Source organism: Patulibacter medicamentivorans, from assembly GCF_000240225.1.
Classification (GTDB): domain Bacteria; phylum Actinomycetota; class Thermoleophilia; order Solirubrobacterales; family Solirubrobacteraceae; genus Patulibacter; species Patulibacter medicamentivorans.
In genome coordinates, this window is record NZ_AGUD01000056.1 from 1 (window position 1) to 19,901 (window position 19,901).

The following is a 19,901-nucleotide window of genomic DNA, read 5'->3' on the forward strand; positions in this document are numbered from 1 at the left end:
CGCGCCCGGGACCCCGGCCGCGCGCTCGCCGATCGCCGCCCCGCCGCCGACGATCCGCCGTCACGCCGGCGAGCGGGCGACGCCCGCTCCGGGACCGCCGGCGGGCTGCAACGCGATCGGCGGGGCGAAGCGGCTGGCGGCCGCCCAGAGCTACCGGCTGGACCCGTGGAGCCTGCGGGTGCGCTCGGCGACGGACGCCGGTCACGGGCCCGGGGCGCTGGACCCCGAGGTGACGGTCGAGGACTGGCCGCTGACGGCGGCCGACCTCGACCCGTACCACGACCGCGTCGAGCGGCTGCTGGAGGTGGCCGGCGGCGCAGCGTCCGGCGGCCGGGAGCTGCCGGGCGCGCTCGCCCCCACGGCGTGGACCACGCGGATGGCCGGGGCGGCCCGCCGGCGCGGCTGGACGCCGTTCGCGGCGCCCGCGGCGCTTCGCGGCGACGCCCTTGCGCCGCCGGCTGCGGGGTCGGTCAGCGACGAGCTGCTGGCCGCCGCCGTCTCCTCGGGGGCCGTCGAGGTGCGCTCCGAGGCGACGGCGCTGGAGGTCCTCGTCGACGGCGACCGGGTTCGCGGCGTGCGCTATCGCCGCGCGGGGCGGACGCTCGAGCAGCGGGCCCGCGCGGTGGTGCTGGCCGCCTCGGTCTTCGAGAACGTGCGGCTGCTGCTGCTCTCGCGCTCGCCGGCGTTCCCGGCCGGGCTGGCCAACGGCAGCGGGCAGGTCGGCCGCCACTTCATGGCTCACAGCGTGCTGCTCGTCCACGGCCTGTTCGCGGGAGAGGACCTGGGCCGCGCGTCGGGGACCCCGGCGCAGGCGACGGCGATCGCGGACTTCGACGGCGACGCGTTCGACCACCGCGGCCTCGGCTTCGTCGGCGGATCGCTGCTGCAGGCCGCGATGACGGGACCGACGGCGCCCGGCGGCGGCCCGCTGGCGACCGCGCCGCCGCCCGGGATCCGGCCGGGCACGCCCGCCGCCCGCCGCTGGGCCGCCGACCACGGTCGGTCGGTCGGCAGCGTCTGGGCCCAGCCCGAGCAGCTGCCGCGCGCCGGCCACCGGCTCGACCTCGACCCGGCCCATGCCGATCCGCTGGGGCGGCCGGTGCTGCGGGTCACCCACGGCCTGGCCGTCGACGATCGCCGTCGCGCGGCCTTCCTGGCCGCGCGGATGGGGGAGTGGCTGCGCGAGGCGGGCGCCGCGCGGGTCTGGACCGCGCCGCTGGTGCCCCAGCCCCTGGGCACACACCTCTACGGCGGCGCGCGGATGGGCGACGATCCGGCGACCTCGGTCGTCGACGCGGACGGCATCGCCCACGGGCGGGACGACCTGGCGATCGTCGGCTCCTCGACCTTCCCGACGACCGGCGGACGCGGCCCGACCCAGACGATCGAGGCGCTTGCGTGGCGAACCGCCGAGCGGCTTGCCGCCCGGCTCGGGGGCGACGGAGCCGCGCGCCCTCAGCGCGCGTCGTGGACGACCTCGCCGCCGACGACCGTGACCAGCGCGCGGCCGTCGCGGCAGGCCTCGGGCGGATCGCGCAGCGGGTCGACGTCGAGCGCGACCAGGTCGCCGACGTAGCCCGGCGCCAGCCGGCCGCGGTCCTCGGCGCGGGCGATCACCGCGGCGCCGGTGGTGTAGAGCGCCAGCGACTGCTCGGCGGTGATCGCCTCCTGGGCGCCGATCGGGTCGTCGCGACCCTCGACCGTCCGCCGCTGCATCTGCCAGAACGCGAACAGCGGCGCCAGCGACGGCAGGTCGGGCCCGTCCGATCCGCCGCCGACGGTGGTCCCCGAGGCCAGCCAGCTGCGCAGCGGATGGGCGCCGCCGACCGCCTCCTCGCCGAAGCGGCGGATCAGCCCGGGGCCGAACTTCCACTGCAGCGGCGCCTGGGTCGCCAGCAGCACGCCGAGGTCGCGGGTGCGCGCCATCTGCTCGCCGGTCGGCCACAGGTAGGCGTGGATCATCGTGAAGCCGAGGCCGGCGATCGGCCGGACCGCGTCGGCCTCGGCGAACGCGTCCAGCAGCAGGTCGACGGCGGCGTTGCCGACGGTGTGGACGCCGAGCCCGGCGCCGGTCTCCGCCGCCCAGCGGGCGTAGGCGCGCAGTCCGGCGGTCGAGGTCGTCTGGTTGCCGAAGTAGTCGGTGGTGCCCGGCCACGGGTCGCGCAGCAGCGCGGTCCCGAGCGAGCCGCCGCCGTCGAGGAAGAGCTTCCAGGGGCCGATCCGCAGCCGCTCGCCCTCGCGCCGGTCGAGGTCGACGCCGGCGGCGCGGAACGCGCGGTCGACCTCGGCCGGCGCGACCTCGCCGTCGCCGAGCGGCATCGCGGTGGTGCGGACGGTCAGCCTGCCGCGCTCGTCCGCGGCCTGGTACGCCAGCAGCTCGTCGATCGTCAGCGCGGGGTCGACGACGCTGGTGATCCCGCGCGCGAGGAACTCCGGCTGGATCGCGTCCAGCCACCGCAGCCGCTGCTCGAGGTCCGGTGCGGGCAGCAGCCGCTCGATCAGCTCCATCGCCGGCCGCTCGACCAGCAGGCCGGTGGCCTCGCCGGCGGCGTCGCGCTCGATCACGCCGCCGACCGGGTCGGGCGTGTCGCGATCGATCGCGGCCGCGTCGAGGGCGGCGCCGTTGACGAGCGCGTCGTGCGCCCGGCGGTCGAGGAACAGGGGGCGGCCGTCGGTGACGGCGTCGAGCTCGGCGCGGGTCGGGAAGCGCCCCTCGGCCAGGTCCTCGGGGTCGAGGCCGGCCGAGCCCGCCAGCCACGGCTGCTGCGGGTGGTCCGCGGCGTAGCCGGCGACCGCGTCGAGCAGCTCCGGAACGCTGCGGGCGCCGGAGACGTCGAGCCGCCCCAGGTCGCGGCCGCCCCAGAGCATGTGGACGTGGGAGTCGATCAGCCCCGGGACCACGGTGCCGGGCAGCTCGAGCGTGGCCGTTCCCGCCGGGCAGGCGGCGCGGGCCTCGTCGACGGTGCCGGTCGCGGCGATCCGGCCGTCGACGATCGCGACCGCCGCGACCCGCGGCCGCGACGGATCCATCGTGATGACGTCGCCGGTGACGATCAGCGGACGCGGCGGGGCAGTCATGGGCAGATTGTATCCGTTCTTCTTGGTATCGGATACAGTAGATCGCCCATACCTGCCACGGAAGCGGAGCTCCCATGCCCTTCGGTCCTGCCGAGATCGCCATCGTCCTGCTGATCGCCCTGGTCCTCTTCGGCGCCAAGCGGCTGCCCGAGACCGGGCGCTCGCTCGGGGCCGGCATGCGGGAGTTCCGCGACGGGGTCCGGGGGCCGCGGCGCGACGTGGACGCGCTCCCGGACCCCGACCGCGACGCGTGATCGGATCGGCGCCGCCCTGGCGGTGGCGCCGTTTGCTCCCCGTCACGCCGGACGCTAGGCTGAGCCATGGATCCAGCTGTCGAATTTATGGATCCATGGACGTCTCGTATGGTGTTCTCCGTCCCCCTTCGGCGCCCCCGCGCGCGACGGGTGCGTCCGTTCCCCGCCGCTCGTCGCCGCCTTCCCACCCAGCTGCTCGCCGCTTGGCGAGGGTCGACGGGTGGCGGTTTGGACAACGGGAGCTTGCCCCGCAGCGTCGGTCGGGTTAGGCTCCCGACCGATTGTGGATCCATTCTCTTGCCTGATGGATCCAAAGACGCGCGACAGCAATGACCTGGCATCGAGCTCCCGGCTCTCCTGAGCGTGGGGCCTCGGCCGGTCTCGAGGGGAAGACGATGAATCGACGTAGCGAATCCGACCTCACCCGACGCGGCCTGCTGCGGCGAGCCGGTCTCGGGGCCGGCGCCCTGGCGCTCGGCCCGACCCTGCTGGCCGCCTGCGGGAGCGACGGCTCGGGTACCACCACCAAGGCGGCGTCGGCCGCCGCCGAATCGCCGGAGCTCAAGAAGCTGCTGGACGGGATCACCTCCAAGCAGGTCGTGATCGGCAACTACGGCGGCACCACCGAGGCCGCCCGCAAGAAGGCCTTCTGGGATCCCTTCACCGAGCGGACCGGCGTCCGCGTGGTCTCGGCCGATATCCCCGGGCGGCTCGGCAACCAGATGCTGGCCGGCGAGGTCCCGGCGAAGTGGGACGCCTTCCACGGCTCGGCGGCGGAGGCGCTGACCGCGCAGCAGGAGGGCAAGAAGCCGCTCCCGAAGGTGCCGTCGATCGCCTACGAGGACCTGATCCCGGCCGAGTTCCAGCCCTACATGTGGCAGTCGTTCTACGTCGCCTACGTGCCGGCGTCGCTGAAGGGCACCTTCAGCGGGGCGGGTCCGCAGACCTGGGCCGACTTCTTCGACACCAAGAAGTTCCCGGGCAAGCGCTCGTGGCCGGGCAAGGACTACACGCCCGGCACGCGCGAGGCGGCGCTGCTCGCCCTCGGCGTGGCGCCCGACGAGATCTACCCGATCGACATCGAGCGGGCCGACGCCAAGATCAAGACGATCTGGGACGACCTGGTCTTCTACGACCAGTTCCCGCAGGCGCAGTCCTTCCTGACGTCGAAGACCGTCGCGCTCTCGTTCGGGCCCAACGGGATGTGGAAGGCGCTCCAGGGCAAGGGCATCTCGGTCGACGTGCGCTGGACGATGACGCCGATCCTGCAGCCGAACGGGATGAACACGATGCCCGACGCGCCGAACATGGATGCGGTCCAGGCGCTGGCGGCGTTCTGCGCCCAGCCGGAGCGGCAGGCCGAGTTCGCGGTCCTCACCAACTACGGACCGCCGTCGAAGGCCGCCTTCGACGCGATGAGCAAGGCCGAGGCGTCGGCGCTGCCCAACGCCCCCGGACGGACGGTCGTCGCCCCGGACATCAAGTGGCTGGCCGACAACGAGGGCAACCTGCAGGACGCGAACAAGAAGCTGTTCGCGGGCTGAGCACGGCCGTCGCCGGGCCGCTCGAACCCGAACCTGCGCAGGAATGGATCCAAAGATGCTAGGATTGTATTCATGAACGACACCACGGCGACGGCCACGGTGCCGGCCGGCGGCCGCCTCGCGAGTCCGCTGCGGGGCGCGCTCGGCGGCAACGGCGCGCTCTGGCTGCTCGTGCCGCCGGTCACGTTCCTGGTCCTGCTGCTGGTCGTCCCGCTCGGGTTCCTGGTCTACCTGGCGCTGCAGGACTCGGGCTTCAGCAAGGCGCTCGGCGACGAGATCTTCCGCGCCTCGATCTGGCGGACGCTGGTGCTGGCGGCGACGGTCTCGGTGCTGACGCTGATCTTCGGCACGATCTACGCGATGGCGCTGGCGATCGCGCCGAAGGGCGTCGCGATCGCGCTGCTGATCGCGCTCTTCACGCTCTTCTGGACCTCGCTGCTCGTCCGCACCTACGGCTGGATGCTGCTGTACCTGCCGCAGGGGCCGATCTACTCGGTGCTCCACGGGCTCGGGCTGCGGGACGCGCCGGTCGAGGTCTTCCAGAAGACCGCGGCGGCCTACCCGGCGATGGTCCACGTGATGCTGCCCTACGTGGTGCTGCCGGTCTACGCGGCGATCCGCCAGCTCGACCCGATGCACCTGCGGGCGGCCCGGGTGCTCGGCGCCGGGCCGCTGCTGACGCTCCGCAAGGTCGTCCTCCCGCAGCTGCGCTCGGGGATCATGGCCGGCGCGGTGCTGGTCTTCGTGATGTCGCTCGGCTTCTACGTGACGCCGCAGCTGCTCGGCAGTCCGACCGGCCCGATGGTCGCCAGCCTGATCGGCGCGTCCTTCAACACCCCGGGCGAGACCAGCACGGCGGCGGCGATGAGCCTCGTCCTGCTGGCGGTGGTGATCGTCGTCTACGTCGCCGCCGACCGCGTCTTCAAGGTCAGCGAGCAGTGGGGACGATGATGGATCGCGAGCTGCGCGACGGGCTCGGCCTGGCCCGGATCCCGTTCCTCGTCCTCGGGGTCGTCCTCGGGCTCTTCATGCTGGTGCCGCTGGCGATCGTCGTCCCGACGTCGTGGACGGCCGGCCAGCTGCTCGAGTTCCCGCCGAAGGGCTTCTCGCTGCAGTGGTACCGGGCCGTCTTCGACGACGACACCTGGACCGGGCCGATCATGGTCTCGCTGCGGGTCAGCCTCTTCGCCAGCCTGCTGTCGACGGTGATGGGCACCGCGACCGCGCTCGGGATGCGGCGGCTGATGCAGGGGCGGACCTCGCGCGTGATGCGGAGCCTCTTCATCATGCCGCTGGCGATCCCCTACGTCTCCTACGCGCTGGGGATCTACCACCTGTTCCTGAAGCTGCCGTCGGGGCTGGCCGACACGACCCTGCCGCTGATCCTGGCGCAGGCGACGATCACCTTCCCGCTGGTCTACGTGGTCGTCGCCGGGGCCCTGGCCAACGTCGACCCGCGGCTCTCGAGCGCGGCGTCGACGATGGGGGCGCGGTGGCCGACGATCCTCTGGCGGATCGAGCTGCCGCTGATCAAGACGGCGATCATCGGCGGCTGGGTGTTCGCGTTCGCCACCTGCTTCGACGAGGCGACGCTGGCGATCTTCCTGTCGCCGGTCGACCAGACGACCCTGGCCCAGCAGCTCTACCGCGAGGCGTCGGAGTCGATCGCCCCGACCCTCTCCGCGGTGTCCACGATGATCACCATGCTGGCGATCCTCGTCCTGGGCATCGGAAGCCTGATCATGGGCCGTGGAACGGCCGCTCGCCGAGGAGGCAACGCATGAGCGTGCAGCTGACGTTGGAGGACGTCCGGGTCGCCCTGGGCGGCAACGAGATCCTGCACGGGGTCTCCCTGGACATCGCTCCGGGGGAGTTCCTGACGCTCCTGGGCCCGTCGGGGTCGGGCAAGACCACGACCCTGAACGTGATCGCCGGCCTGGTGCCGACCTCGGGCGGGCACGTCCGCTTCGACCAGCAGCCGGTCGAGAAGCGGCCGCCGCACGATCGCGACATCGGCCTGGTCTTCCAGTCCTACGCGCTCTTCCCGCACATGACGGTCGGCGAGAACGTCGCCTTCCCGCTCCTGACCCGCAAGGTCGACAAGGCCAAGCGGCGCGCCGTCGCCGAGCAGATGCTCGAGCTGGTCCAGCTGCCGGGCACGGCCGACCGGCCGGTCCGCTCGCTCTCCGGCGGCCAGCAGCAGCGGATCGCGCTCGCCCGGGCGCTGGCGCCGTCGCCGAGCGTGCTGCTGCTCGACGAGCCGATGGCCGCGCTCGACAAGCAGCTGCGGGAGACGATGCAGATCGAGGTCAAGCGGATCCAGCAGGAGGTCGGGGTCACCACCGTCGCGGTCACCCACGACCAGACCGAGGCGATGACCATGTCCGACCGCGTGGCGATCATGCGCGACGGCAACGTCGAGCAGATCGACACGCCGGAGGCCCTCTACCGGCGGCCGGCGACGCTCTTCGCCGCCCGCTTCCTGGGCGAGACGAACCTGGTGGCGGTTCGCGACGGGCGGCTGGCCGGCTTCGGGACCGGGGTCGGCGCCCGCAGCGGCACCGCCGTCCTGCGGCCCGAGGACTTCGCGCTCGGCGGCGACCTGCCGGGCTCCGCGCCGCGGCTGTCGGTACGGGTGACGACCGCGAGCTTCCAGGGCACCCGCTACCGGCTCGACGTCGTCCATGACGAGGTCGGCGCGATGATCGTCACGCTGCCCGCCAGCACCGACCCGACGACGATCGCCCCCGGGACGACGATCGAGCTGGCGCTGAACGACGGGTGCGACCTGCACGTCGTGCCCGAGGACGTCGAGTCGGAGCCGCCGCTGGTCTCGGCGGACCTGACGATCGCGGCATGATCGAGACCGTCCTCGGCCCGATCCCGGCCGCGGAGCTGGGGCCGACGTCGATGCACGAGCACCTGCTGTCGGACGCGCGGGTGCTGCACGCGCCGGCCCGCGAGCCGCTGCCGGAGGTCCGCGAGGTGACGATCGAGAACCTCGGCTTCCTGCGCTGGAACCTGCTGGCGCTCGAGGACAACCTGGTCCTCGACGACCCCGCCCTGGCGGTCGCCGAGCTGGCCGGCGCGGCGTCGCTGGGGCAGCGGACGGTGGTCGACCTGACCTCGTGGGGGCTGGGGAGCCGCCCGGCCGCGCTGCCGCAGATCGCCCGCGGCTCGGGGATGCACGTCGTCGCCGGGGTCGGGGTCTACCTGGACCGGCCGCATCCGCCGTGGATCGCCGGGCTCTCGGACGACGCGCTCGCGGATCGCTTCGTCGCGGCGCTCGACGACGAGCTCGAGGACGCCGGCTTCCGGGCCGGGATCCTCGGGATCGTCGGGACGAGCGAGCCGATCACCGCGTCCGAGCGGCGGGTGCTGCAGGCGACCGGCGCCGCCGCCGGGCGGACCGGGGCCGCGATCGTGATCCGGCTCGACCCGAGCGTCCAGCGCGGGGTCGAGGTGCTGGAGCTGCTTGGCGCCGCCGGCTGCCCGGCGTCGCAGGTGATCTTCGGCAACGTCGACGAGTACGTCGACCTGGGCTACCTGCGCGAGCTGGCCGGCGCCGGCGCGACGCTCGAGTGGTGCTTCGGCAATGAGGCCTACTACCGCGGCGGCTACAAGGACCCGACCGACGCCGAGCGGCTGGACGCGATCGTGGAGATCCTCGCCGGCGACCTCGACGATCGCTGCGTGCTGGGCTGCTCGGTCTGGACCAAGACCCAGCTGCGGGCCTACGGCGGCATGGGCTACGACCACCTGCTGCGGCGGATCGTGCCCGAGCTGCTGCGCCGCGGCGTCCCGCAGCCGTCGATCGACCGGATGCTGGTCGCGAACCCGGCGCGGTTGCTCGACCGCTGAACGGGCTCAGGCCGGCGCGGGGGCGTGGCGCCGCGCGCCCGCGGCCAGCAGCGCCAGGCCCAGCAGCTGCGCGGCGGCCGCGCCGTAGAGCGCGGCGGCCTCGCCCTGCCAGCCGGCCAGCACCCCGCCGCCGATCGACCCGATCGCCATCCCGAGGTCGAGGAACGCCAGGTAGACGCCGAGCCCCGTCGCCCGCTGGGTCGGCGCCAGCCGCGCGGTCGCCAGCATCGCCAGCGCCGGGTAGAGCGGCGCGAAGCCGAACCCGAGCAGGACGGCGCCGATGGCGGCGACGGCGATCGACGAGGCGGCGGCGAGCACGGTCAGGCCGGCGCCGATCGCCAGCAGCGCGATCGTCGCCGCGCGGGTCGGGCCGATCCGGTCGGGCAGCCGCCCGAGCAGGATCCGCGCGCCGATCACGCTGATGGCGAAGAGCGTGAAGACGCTGGCGGCGCTGAGCACGCCGGTCGAGGGCAGCCCGCGGTGCTCCAGGTGCAGCACGAGGAAGGCGAGGATCGCGCCCTCGCCCGACCAGGCCAGCGCGCCGACGACCCCGGGTCGCAGCACCGCGCGGGTCGCGGTCCGCCAGCGCCGCGGCGCCCGGTCCTCGTCGGCGTGGCGCTCGATCGCCGGCTCGGGCAGCGGCAGCAGGCACAGCAGCGCCGCGATCGCGAGCGCCGCGCAGGTGATCCAGACCGCGCGGTAGCCGCCGAGGTGGAGCGCGGTCTGGCCCAGCTGCGGGCCGAGCGCGAGGCCGATCCAGATGCTGATCCCGAACACGCTCAGCGCCCGGCCGCGGGCGTGGCGCGCGGCGGTGTCGATGATCCAGGTGGTGACCGCGGTGTTGATCGCCGCGCCGCCGAGGCCGAACAGCACGCGCCCGCCGGTGCCGCTGGCGACGCTGGTCGCGACGGCCAGCAGCAGCACGCCGGTCGCGGCGCAGGCGGCGCCGGCGATCGAGAGCCTGCGCCGGCCGTAGCGGTCGGTCAGGAGCCCCAGCAGCGGCCGCACGGCCACCGCGACGATCGAGGAGGAGCCGACGACCAGCCCGACCGTCGCCGCGTCCCCGCCCAGCCGCGACTCGACGAACAGCGGCAGCACCGGGGTCGACGCGCCGTTCGCCATGCAGATCAGCAGCGAGGCGGCGAAGATCGCCCAGAAGCCGCGGCCGAGGCTGGTCTCGGGGGTCACCGCGCGGAGGGCGTCGCGCGGTCGCGGCGTGGGGGACGGACGTCAGAAGGACGCTTTTGGGGCAGATCTGGATACAACGACCTTTGAGATGTATCCATTACGGGGTACGATGTTCCCATGGGTGTCGAGCCAGGCCGCACGCTCCGCCTCCGGGCTGGTCGAACGGGTTTCGGGAGGTGATGGATCCAAAATGATACAGTTCGGATCCCATGGTCGTTCTCGTTGCCCATCCCCCGATCGCGAGCGTTGCTTGATGGGCCGCCGCGAGCTGCCCGATCGCGCCCGCCTGCGGCGCACGGGGGAGGGTCTCGGCGACCGATGAGCGAGGTGCTCTCCGACGATCGCGGCATCAGCTCCGCCACGTCCCCGGCGATCGACGTCGCCGCCGAGCGCGCCCGCACGCCGGGCGTCTTCGGGGCGCGGCACCTGAACGCCGCGGGGGCTGCGCTGCCGACCTCGACGGTGCTCGAGGCGGTCGTCGAGCACCTCGACCTGGAGTCGCGGATCGGTGGCTACGAGGCCGCGGCGGCGGCCCGCGAGCGGCTCGACGCGGTCTACGACCAGGCCGCGCGGCTGATCGGCGGGCAGCGCGACGACATCGCGCTCGTCGAGAGCGCGACGGTCGGCTGGCAGCGGATGATCGACGCCCTGCAGCTGGGCCCGGGGGACCGGATCCTGGCGGCGCGCTCGAGCTACGTCAGCTCGGCGCTGAACCTGCTGGAGCTCGAGCGGACCCGCGGGATCGAGCTCGAGGTGCTGCCGCGCGACGCGGCCGGTCACGTCGACGTCGCCGCGCTCGAGCGGGCCCTGGAGCGGCCGGCGGCGCTGGTGACGATCGCGCAGATCCCGACCTCCTCGGGGCTGCTGGAGCCGGCGGCCGAGGTCGGGCGGCTGGCGCGGGCGGCCGGCGTCCCGTACCTGCTGGACGCGACCCAGAGCGTCGGGCACCTGCCGGTCGACGTGCGCGAGATCGGCTGCGACGCGCTCTTCACCACCGGCCGCAAGTTCCTGCGCGGGCCGCGCGGAACCGGGTTCCTCTACGTCGACGCCGACCTCCGCGGCCGGATCCGCCCGCCCGCTCCCGACGTCCGCGGCGCCCGCTGGTCGGGCGAGCACGCCTTCGAGCTGAGCGACACCGCGCTCCGCTTCGAGACCTGGGAGACGTCGCACGCGCTGCGGCTGGGCCTGGGGGTCGCGATCGCCGAGGCCCGCGCGCTCGGCGTCGACGCGGTCGCGGCCCACGTGACGCGGCTCGGGCAGGCCCTGCGCGAGCGGCTGACGCAGCTGCCGGGGGTCACCGTCACCGACCCGGCCGGCGCCGTCGGCGGGATCGTGACCTTCGTGCGCGACGGCGAGGACCCGCGGGCGACGCAGCAGGCGCTGCAGGAGCTGGGCGTCCACGTCGTCCCGGTGCCGGCCGGCCACGGCCAGTGGGACATGGCGCCGCGACGGCTCGAGGCCGTCGTCCGCGCCTCCTTCCACGTCTACAACGACGTCGACGACATCGACGCGCTCGAGCGGGTGCTGCGGGGCGGCGGATCGCGCAACGGACGCGCGCCGCTGGTCCCGCCGGCGACCCCGGGCGCGCAGCCCCCGGACGCCGCGGGGACCGCCGGCGCGACCACGACCACGGCCCCCGCCCGCGCGCCGTTCCGCGGCGGCGTCCAGCGGATCGACGTGGTCGTCGTCGGAGCCGGGATCCACGGCAGCGCCGCGGCCTGGCAGCTGGCCCGCCGCGGGCTGCGGGTGCTGGCGCTGGAGCGGCTGCGCGGCGGCCACCTCGAGGGCTCCTCGCACGGCCGCACCCGGATGATCCGCCGCGCCTACCCGTCGGCGGCCTGGGACGGCCTGGTCGACCGCGCGTTCGGCGCCTGGGACGAGCTGGCCGACGCCGCGGGCCGCCCGCTCGTGACGACCGTCGGCGGCCTCTTCGCCCGTCCGGCCGGCGGCCCCGGCGGGCTGCGCGGCCCCGGCTGCGCCGCCGTCGACCCCGAGCAGGCGGCGGCGATCTTCCCGGCGCTGCGACTCGACGAGGGCTTCGAGGCCGTCCACGACCCGCAGGCCGGGATCATCGACGTGCCGGAGGCGCTCGCGGCCCTGGGCGCGCTCGGCGCGCGGGCCGGCGTCGAGCGCCGGGACGCGTCGCCGGTCGTCGCCTGGGCGCCGGACGGCGAGGGCGTCGCGGTCCACACCCCGGCCGGGCGGGTGCTGGCCGAGCGGCTGGTGATCTGCGCCGGGCCGTGGACCGGCGCGCTGGTCCCCGAGCTGGCTCCCGCGCTGCGCGTGATCCGGATCGTCAACGCGCACTTCGGCTCCAGCGCCCCGGACGTGGTCACCGCGCCGGCGCTCGGCGCCTTCTCCGTCGACGTGCCCGAGGTCGGGCTGCTCTACGGCTTCGGGGCGTTCGGCGGCCGCGGGGTCAAGGTCGGCCTCGACGACGGGCCGCCCGACGACCTCGACCGCCCCCGGGAGCCGGTCTCGGCCGACGAGGTCGAGCTGCTGCGGGGACTGCTGCGGCGGTTCCTGCCCGCCGTCGACGGCGACTGTCAGGAGGCGCTCTCCTGCCGCTACACGATGGCTCCGCGCAACCGCTTCGCCGTCGGCGCGCTGCCGGACCGGCCGCAGGTCCTCGTGGCCGCCGCCTGCTCCGGCCACGGCTTCAAGTTCGGTCCCGCGATCGGGGCCGCGCTGGCGGACCTGGCGACCGGCGAGGAGCGGCCCGACCTGGCCTTCCTCGACCCGGCGCTGATGCTCGATCGGCAGTTCGGCGCGGCCGGCTGAGCCGCGTCCGGCCGGGCGTCGCGGAGCCGCCGCCGGCGACCCGCGTCCCGGATCGGCCGCTCGCGGGCGGCTCAGGCCGCCGGCTCGAGCAGCAGCTCGGCGACCCGCTCGCCGATCACCGTCGCCGGCATCGCCGTCGTGGCGCGCGGGATCGTCGGCATCAGCGAGCAGTCGGCGACGAAGCAGCCGGGCAGCCCGTGGACCTCGGCGCGGGCGTCGACGACGGCGGTCGGATCGCCGGCCGGTCCCATCCGGCAGCTGCCGACCGGGTGCCAGTAGCTGTCGATGTTGTGTCGCAGGTGGGCCTCGATCTCGGCCAGCGAGGCGGTCGCCGGACCGGGCGTGCGCTCGCGTCCCAGCAGCCGCGCCAGCTGCGGCTGGGCGGCCAGCTCGCGCAGCAGCGCCACGCCCTCGGCCAGCACGCGCACGTCGTGCCCCTGCTCGTCGGTCAGGAAGCCGTGGTCGACCGTCGGCAGCGTCTCCGGGTCGCGGTCGACCAGCGCCACCCGTCCCCGCGAGCGCGGCAGCAGGCAGCCGGCGCCGGCGTGCCAGGTCCGCCCGTCGCCGATGTGGGTCGGGCTGTAGGGCAGCAGGTGGAGGTCGAAGAGGCCGGGGTCGAAGCTCGACGCGGCCTTCGCCATCACCTGCTCGTCGGGCGCCCAGCCACGGGCGGCGGCCGCGTCCATCGCGCGGGCGATCTCGTCCGATCCCTCCCACGTCAGCAGCACGAACGGCTGGTCGTGGAGGTTCGCCCCGACGCCGGGCCGGTCGGCGACGACCGGGATCCCGAGCGCGCGGAGGTCGGCGGCGGGGCCGACGCCGGAGCGCAGCAGCACCGCCGGCGAGCAGAACGTGCCGCCGGCGAGCACGGTGCGGGCGGCGCGGACCTCGACGGGCGCGCCGCCGTGGCGGACGACGACGCCGACGGCACGACCGTCCTCGACCAGCAGCCGGTCGACGAGGGCGTCGCCGACGATCCGCAGGTTCGGGCGCCCGCGGACGGGGTCCAGGTAGGCGAAGGCGTTGTTGAAGCGGACGCCGCCCTCGACGACGTTGACCGACTCGGGAGCGAACCCGACCGTCTCGTCGAGGTCGTTGAGGTCGGCCAGCTGCGGCAGCCCGACCGCGGGGCCGGCGGCGCGCCAGGCCTCCTGCCACGGGGTCAGCTCGTCGATCGCGTAGGTCGTGACCCGCAGCTGCTCCGAGGCGCGCCGGAACAGCGGCAGCAGGTCGTCGGTCGCCCAGCCGGGGTTGCCCGCGGCCGCCCAGTCGTCGTAGTCGCGGCGGTGGCCCCAGGTCTGGACCGCGCCGTTGTGGGTCGAGCAGCCACCGAGGATCCGCGAGCGCTCGAAGCGGATGGTCTGGTCGGGGTAGCTGTCGCCCGAGTCGAAGCCCCAGTCGCAGGAGTGGCCGAGCCGCGTCGCGTCGACCAGGTCGGCGGGCCAGCGCGGGTCACCGAGCGGACCGGGGTCGGGGCCGGCCTCCAGCAGCAGCACGTCGACCCCGCGCTCGGCCAGGCGCGCGGCGACGACCGCCCCGGCGGTTCCGCCGCCGACGACGATCAGCTCGGCCTCGGCCGGCAGTGGAGCGGGGTTCTTGGTCATCGGATCGCCCGGTCGCGGTGGTCGGTGGTGGTGGGCGCGGCCGGGGCAGGGGCCCGGCCGGTCGCCACGAGCATGCCGGCCACGACGGTGGCGGTCGCCGTCGCCTGCCGCAGGTCGGCGGCCGGGGCGCGCAGCGGGTCGACCGAGAGCGCGGTCCAGTCGGCCGCGGCGCCGGGCCGGATCGTGCCCTGGCGCCGCTCGCCGAAGCAGGCGTGGGCGGCGCCGCTGGTGTACATCCGCAGCGCCTCGGCGGCGGTCAGCGCCTGCTCGGGGCCGAGCGGCTCGGGCGCGTCGCGGACCCGGCGCGTGCGCGCCTGCCAGAGGCCCAGCCGCGGGTCGAGGGGGAAGTCCGGCCCGTCGGATCCGCCGGCGACCGCCACGCCCGCATCGTGCCACGCGCGCAGCGGGTTGGAGGCGGCCGCCGCCGGGCCGAGCCGCGTCACCAGCCCGGGCCCGTTGACCCATTGGATCGAGGGCTGCGCGGCGACGACCACGCCCAGCTCGCGGGCCAGGCGCATGTTCTGCGGCGAGGGCTCGAGGTAGGCGTGGATCAGGCTGAAGCGGAGGTCGCCGATCGGCCACCGGCGATCGGCGGCGGCGAAGGCGTCGAGGACCGCGTCGATGCCGCCGCCGCCGACGACGTGGACCCCGAGCGACCACCGCTCGCGCGCGCAGAAGCCGGCGATCAGCGCGAGCTCCTCGTCGTCGATCCGCTGCCATCCGCGCGAGCCGTCGGGGTCGCCGGGCCACGGCTCGCGGCGCAGCGCGGTGCCGGCCATCCCGACGCCGTCGAAGTAGACCTTGATGCCGCCGAGGCGCAGGCGCTCGTCCCCGAAGCCGGTCCGGACGCCGAGCCCGGAGAGCCGCTCGATCGCCGCCGCCGCGCCGTCGGAGAGGTCGGGGTGGGGCATCGCCGTGACGCGGATCGTCAGCTCGCCGCGGCGGTGGCACTCCTGGTAAGCGGCCAGCTCGGCGGCGGTCGCCGCGGGATCGACGACGCCGGTCAGGCCCAGCCGGTGGAGCAGCGGCTGCGCCAGCCGCAGGCCCGCCAGCCGCTGCTCGAGGGTCGGCGGCGGGCCCGGCCAGGGATCGCCGAAGGCATCGCCGTCGAGCGCCTCGAGCGCCTCGTCGACGGCGAACGGGCGGTCGCCGAGCAGCCGCAGCAGCTTCAGGCCCGTCCACTGCAGGTGCAGGTGGGCGTCGATCAGCCCGGGCACGATCGCCCGGGCCGCCGGCTCGACCACCGGCGTTCCCGGCGGGCAGGCCGCCAGCGCCTGCTCGCGGCCGCCGACGGCGACGACGGTGCCGTCGGCGACGGCGAACGCCTCGGCGCGGGGCCGGGCGGGGTCCATCGTCAGGACCGGGCCGGCCACGACGTGGACCGGAGGGAGCGGGGCGCTCAGCGACACGGATTGGATCCTAACAGCGACAGATTGGATGCGTATGGCTGATAGCGTGGCGCCATGCCCGCCTCGGACGCCACCTGGCTCGCCCCGCGCACGTCGCTGACCGGCAGCCGCCACGCCGTCTCCTCCGGCCACCACCTGGCCTCGGCGGCGGCCTTCGCGATCCTCGAAGCCGGCGGCAACGCGATCGACGCCGGCTGCTGCGCCGGCATCGCGCTCGCCGTCCTGCACGCCGACGAGGTCAACTTCGGCGGAGTCGCGCCGATCATGATCCGGACCGCCGACGGGCAGGTGGTGACGATCGACGGCCTCGGCGTCTGGCCGCGCGGGATCCCCGCCGACCTCTTCGTCCGCGAGCACGACGGGACGATCCCGACCGGCCTGCTGCGGACCGTCACGCCCGCAGCGCCGGACGCCTGGATCACGGCCCTGCGCGACCACGGGACGATGACCTTCGGCGAGATCGCGGCCGCCGCGATCCGGCTCGCGAGCGACGGCTTCGCGATCTTCCCGCTGATCGCCGAGGGGATCGCCGCCCGCCAGGCCGGCTACCGCCGGTGGCCCGCCAACGCGGCGATCTACCTGCCCGAGGGCCGTCCGCCGCGGGTCGGCGAGCGGTTCGTGCAGACCGACCTGGCGGCGACCCTGCAGGCGATGGTCGACGGTGAGCAGGCGGCCGGCGGGACCCGCGAAGCCGGCCTCGAAGCGGCCCGCGCGGTCTTCTACCGCGGCGAGATCGCCGAGCGGATCGTCGCCTATCACGAGCAGCACGGCGGCTACCTGACGCGCGAGGACCTGGCCGCGTTCCGCTGCCGCTACGAGCCCGCGGTCGTGACCCGCTGGCGCGACCTCGAGCTGCTGACCTGCGGCCCCTGGTGCCAGGGGCCGATGCTCGCCCAGGCGCTGCTGGTGCTGGAGGCCGCCGGGCTCGATGGCCTCGACCACAACTCGGCCGACTACGTGCACCTGGTGGTCGAGGCGCTGAAGGGGGTCTTCGCCGACCGCGAGCACCACTACGGCGACCCGGCGTTCGTCGACGTCGACCTCGAGCGGCTGCTGTCGCCCGCGCACGCCGACGCCCGTGCCCGCGCGATCAACCGCGAGCGGGCCGCGCCGGGCCTGCCGCCGGCGCTGTTCGGGGAGTCGCAGTCGCTGCCGGCGCCCTCGCGGCTGGACGCGCCCGCGGTCGTGGGCGAGGGCGGCGTCGGTGGGGAGGCCGAGCCGAAGGAGGGCGGGACCTCGTACGTCTGCGTCGTCGACCGCTGGGGCAACGCGTTCTCGGCGACCCCCTCGGACGGCGCCTCGACCTCGCCGGTGATCCCGGGCACGGGGATCGTGCCTTCGCTCCGCGGCCTCCAGTCGCGCCCCGATCCGCGCCATCCCGCCGGGGTCGCGCCGGGCAAGCGCCCGCGGCTGACGCCGAACCCGGCGATCGCGCTGCTCGACGACGGCTCGGTGATGCCGTTCGGCTGCCCCGGCGGCGACATGCAGGTCCAGGCGATGCTGCAGGTGCTGCTCAACCGCTTCCACTTCGGGATGGACCTGCAGCAGGCGATCAACGCGCCGCGGTTCTCGACCTGGAGCTTCCCGAACTCGTTCGCCCCGTTCGACTACCTGCCGGACCGGCTGCTGGTCGAGGACCGCTTCGACGAGCCGACCCTGGCCGAGCTGGAGCGGCGCGGGCACGTGGTCGGCCGCTGGCCCGCCTTCACCCGTGACGCGGCGGCGGTCGAGGCGATCGTCCGCGACCGGACGTCCGGGTTCCTGCACGCGGGCGCCGACCCGCGCCAGCCGGCCTCGGCGATCGTGGGCTGAGCCGGGGCCGGCGTCAGCCGACGAAGACCGTCGCCGAGCGCCGCTCGTACCAGCGGGCCAGGTGCTCGCCGGCGCCGACGACGTGCTCGACCATCTCGCGGCGGGCGCGCTCGCCGTCGCCGGCGACGATCGCCTCGAGGATCCGCTCGTGCTCGCGGACGTTCTGCTCGCGGTGGCGCTGGTCGTCGCGGAGCACGAGCCAGGAGACGTTGCGCGGGAAGGTCTCGTTGATCTCGTTGATCGTCCGCGCGAGCCGCTGGTTGCCCGAGGCCTGGTGGATCGTCGTGTGGAAGACGTCGTTGGCCGTCGTGGTCGGCGGCTCCTCGCCCGGCTGCAGGGCCGGCGGATGGACGGTCGCCTCGCGCATCGTCTCGTTGGCCTCGCGCAGCGTCGCGATCTCGGCGTCGGAGATCCGCTTGACGGCCAGCTCGGTCGCGAAGCCCTCCAGCTGCGCGCGTACCTGGTAGGCCTCGCGGACCTCCCACGGGACCGGGACCCGGACGACGGCGCCGCGGTTGGGCACGACCTCGATCAGGCCACTGGTCTGCAGCTGGCGCAGCGCCTCGCGGATCGGCGTGCGGCTGACGCCGAGCTCGTTGGCGAGCTCGGCCTGGCGCAGCTGGGCGCCGATCGCGATCTCGCCGGACATGATCCGTGCGCGGATCTGCGATGCGATCTCGTCGACCAGGGCGCTGCGTGGGGCGGGCTCGGTGTCGTTGCTCATGGGTCGCGGTGCGTGCGTCGGGACGGGCGGGGAGCACGATGTATCCATGGCTCCCTGAATCGGATGCCAACCTACCAAGCGCTGCGGCGACGACCGATCCATCCCTAAGATGGATCCATTCTTGCTACGGTAGGATCCAACTAGAGGAGCTCTCCGTGACCGCGATCGATATCTCCATGTCCGTCTTCCCCGGGATGCTGCATCCCGGACGCCAGCCCGAGAGCCGGTACATGGAGCGGATCGCCGACGGCGATCCCGGCAACGTGACCCGCTGGTACATGGGCGCGCACACGGGGACCCACGTCGAGGCGCCGCTGCACACCGCGGCGGGCGGGGCGTCGATCGGGGCGCTCGGGCTCGACCTGCTGGTCGGCGAGGCGCGGGTCCTCGACCTGACCGCCGTCGAGAGCGAGATCACCGCCGCCGACCTGCTGGCGGCCGGGCTCGGCGACGAGCCGCGGGTGCTGCTGCGGACCAGCAACTCCGACGGGCCGCTGCGGGGGACCGAGATCCCGGAGCACTGGGTCGGCCTGGCGCCGGAGGCGGCGCAGCTGCTGGTCGATCGCGGCGTGCGGCTGGTCGGCATCGACTTCTTCACGATCGAGGCGCCGGGGCGCGACAAGACGTTCGACGCCCACTACGTCCTCTCGGCCGCCGGCATCACGACGATCGAGCAGGTCGACCTGGCCGGCGTTGCGGCCGGCCGTTACGAGCTGCTCTGCCTGCCGGTGCCGATCATCGACGCCGAGGCCGCGCCGGCCCGGGTGGTCCTGCGGCCGCTGCCGTCCGGCGACCTGGCGCCGGCCCAGGACGTCTCGGTCCCGGTCCACGACGGCATGCTCCATTGGGGGCGGCGGCCGGTCCGCGAGGTCGTCGAGTCGCTCGATCGCGGCGATCGCTGCAACGTCACCCGCTGGGACATCGGCTCGCACACCGGGCTCCACGTCGACGCCGGGCTGCACTTCGACGACGGCGGCGCCCCGATCGACGAGCTCGGCCTCGACGTCCTGATCGGCGAGGCCCGGGTCCTCGACCTGACCGCCGTCGAGACCGAGGTCACCGCCGCCGACCTGCTGGCGGCCGGGCTCGGCGACGAGCCGCGGGTGCTGCTGAAGACCCGCAACTCGGCGACCGCGCTTCAAGAGACGGAGAAGCCCGACTTCTGGGTCGGGCTCGCGCCCGACGGCGCCCAGCTGCTGGTCGATCGCGGCGTGCGGCTGGTCGGGATCGACTTCCTGACGATCGACAGCCCGACCCGCGACACGACCTGGGACACCCACCTGATCCTCTGCCCGGCGGCGGTCGCGATCGTCGAGTGCGTCGACCTGCGCGAGGTCGACGCCGGCGTCTACGAGCTGGTCTGCCTGCCGGTCAAGCTGCGCGGCTCGGAGGCGGCCCCCGGCGGTGCCTTCCTGCGACCGCTGGCGAGCGCGGCGTGAGTCGCGGCCGGGGCAGCGCCGGGGCGGTCGCGGTCGCGGCGCCCCACGGCGGGGCGGTCGACGCGGCCGAGGCGGCCGTCGCCGCCGGCGGCAACGCGATCGACGCGGCCCTCGCCGCGGCGGCGGTGCTGGTCGTCGCCTACCCGCACCAGTGCTCGCTGGGAGGCGACCTGACCGCGCTCGTGCGCCGGCCCGACGGCCGAGTCG

Annotated in this window: 15 protein-coding genes and 1 pseudogene; 11 read left to right on the plus strand and 5 right to left on the minus strand. The window is 74.9% G+C overall.

Annotated elements, in window-relative coordinates:
* Nucleotides 1-895 precede the first annotated feature (895 nt).
* A pseudogene (locus PAI11_RS28045) lies at nucleotides 896-1,339 on the plus strand (GMC oxidoreductase); the annotation flags it as partial.
* A gap of 116 nt (nucleotides 1,340-1,455) precedes the next feature.
* Here the strand turns inward: PAI11_RS28045 and PAI11_RS24020 are convergent.
* Nucleotides 1,456-3,078 carry an amidohydrolase gene (locus tag PAI11_RS24020; RefSeq protein ID WP_050897137.1) on the minus strand — a complete coding sequence of 541 codons (1,623 nt, stop codon included), beginning with the start codon at nucleotides 3,076-3,078 and terminating at the stop codon, nucleotides 1,456-1,458.
* Nucleotides 3,079-3,152: 74 nt separating this feature from the next.
* Here PAI11_RS24020 and PAI11_RS06120 point away from each other — a divergent pair, with 74 nt between their 5' ends.
* The 6 genes from PAI11_RS06120 (at nucleotide 3,153) to PAI11_RS06145 (ending at nucleotide 8,737) form a co-directional block, all read left to right on the plus strand.
* On the plus strand, nucleotides 3,153-3,332 hold the full coding sequence (locus PAI11_RS06120; protein ID WP_007572002.1) for a Sec-independent protein translocase subunit TatA/TatB: 180 nt from the start codon (nucleotides 3,153-3,155) through the stop codon (nucleotides 3,330-3,332).
* 395 nt (nucleotides 3,333-3,727) lie between these two features.
* Entirely contained in the window at nucleotides 3,728-4,876 is a 1,149-nt protein-coding gene (locus PAI11_RS06125; RefSeq protein ID WP_007572003.1) for an extracellular solute-binding protein, read from the plus strand.
* A gap of 72 nt (nucleotides 4,877-4,948) precedes the next feature.
* A complete protein-coding gene (locus PAI11_RS06130) occupies nucleotides 4,949-5,827 on the plus strand; it encodes an ABC transporter permease (protein ID WP_007572004.1) in 879 nt (292 codons plus the stop codon).
* Nucleotides 5,824-6,660 (plus strand): ABC transporter permease, encoded by an 837-nt coding sequence (locus tag PAI11_RS06135; RefSeq protein WP_081488290.1) that lies wholly within the window; start codon nucleotides 5,824-5,826, stop codon nucleotides 6,658-6,660. The genes PAI11_RS06130 and PAI11_RS06135 overlap by 4 nt, the downstream gene beginning before the upstream one ends.
* On the plus strand, nucleotides 6,657-7,736 hold the full coding sequence (locus tag PAI11_RS06140; protein WP_007572006.1) for an ABC transporter ATP-binding protein: 1,080 nt from the start codon (nucleotides 6,657-6,659) through the stop codon (nucleotides 7,734-7,736). The genes PAI11_RS06135 and PAI11_RS06140 overlap by 4 nt, the downstream gene beginning before the upstream one ends.
* Complete coding sequence (locus tag PAI11_RS06145; RefSeq protein WP_007572007.1) at nucleotides 7,733-8,737, plus strand: phosphotriesterase family protein; 1,005 nt, start codon at nucleotides 7,733-7,735, stop codon at nucleotides 8,735-8,737. Before PAI11_RS06140 ends, PAI11_RS06145 begins: the two co-directional genes overlap by 4 nt.
* Nucleotides 8,738-8,743: 6 nt before the next feature.
* On the opposite strand, the gene PAI11_RS06150 is transcribed toward PAI11_RS06145, so the two are convergent.
* The gene (locus PAI11_RS06150; RefSeq protein ID WP_007572008.1) at nucleotides 8,744-9,925 is read right to left on the minus strand and encodes an MFS transporter; all 1,182 of its coding nucleotides are present in this window, start codon (nucleotides 9,923-9,925) and stop codon (nucleotides 8,744-8,746) included.
* A gap of 318 nt (nucleotides 9,926-10,243) precedes the next feature.
* Between PAI11_RS06150 and PAI11_RS06155 the strand changes: the two genes are divergently transcribed.
* Nucleotides 10,244-12,706, plus strand: a complete 2,463-nt coding sequence (locus tag PAI11_RS06155) for an aminotransferase class V-fold PLP-dependent enzyme (protein ID WP_007572010.1) — start codon at nucleotides 10,244-10,246, stop codon at nucleotides 12,704-12,706.
* Between the two features lie 71 nt (nucleotides 12,707-12,777).
* Here PAI11_RS06155 and PAI11_RS06160 read toward each other — a convergent pair whose 3' ends face one another.
* The gene (locus PAI11_RS06160) at nucleotides 12,778-14,310 is read right to left on the minus strand and encodes a GMC family oxidoreductase (RefSeq protein WP_007572011.1); all 1,533 of its coding nucleotides are present in this window, start codon (nucleotides 14,308-14,310) and stop codon (nucleotides 12,778-12,780) included.
* Entirely contained in the window at nucleotides 14,307-15,719 is a 1,413-nt protein-coding gene (locus PAI11_RS06165; RefSeq protein WP_007572012.1) for an amidohydrolase, read from the minus strand. Before PAI11_RS06165 ends, PAI11_RS06160 begins: the two co-directional genes overlap by 4 nt.
* Nucleotides 15,720-15,773: 54 nt before the next feature.
* Between PAI11_RS06165 and PAI11_RS06170 the strand changes: the two genes are divergently transcribed.
* Entirely contained in the window at nucleotides 15,774-17,531 is a 1,758-nt protein-coding gene (locus tag PAI11_RS06170) for a gamma-glutamyltransferase family protein (protein WP_007572014.1), read from the plus strand.
* A 13-nt stretch (nucleotides 17,532-17,544) separates the two neighbouring features.
* Here the strand turns inward: PAI11_RS06170 and PAI11_RS06175 are convergent, their stop codons facing one another.
* Nucleotides 17,545-18,255 carry a GntR family transcriptional regulator gene (locus PAI11_RS06175; RefSeq protein ID WP_007572016.1) on the minus strand — a complete coding sequence of 237 codons (711 nt, stop codon included), beginning with the start codon at nucleotides 18,253-18,255 and terminating at the stop codon, nucleotides 17,545-17,547.
* Nucleotides 18,256-18,410: 155 nt separating this feature from the next.
* Here PAI11_RS06175 and PAI11_RS26180 point away from each other — a divergent pair, with 155 nt between their 5' ends.
* Complete coding sequence (locus PAI11_RS26180) at nucleotides 18,411-19,694, plus strand: cyclase family protein (protein WP_007572017.1); 1,284 nt, start codon at nucleotides 18,411-18,413, stop codon at nucleotides 19,692-19,694.
* The coding region (locus PAI11_RS06190; RefSeq protein WP_040598653.1) for a gamma-glutamyltransferase at nucleotides 19,691-19,901 on the plus strand (211 nt) is incomplete at its 3' end. The genes PAI11_RS26180 and PAI11_RS06190, both read left to right, overlap by 4 nt.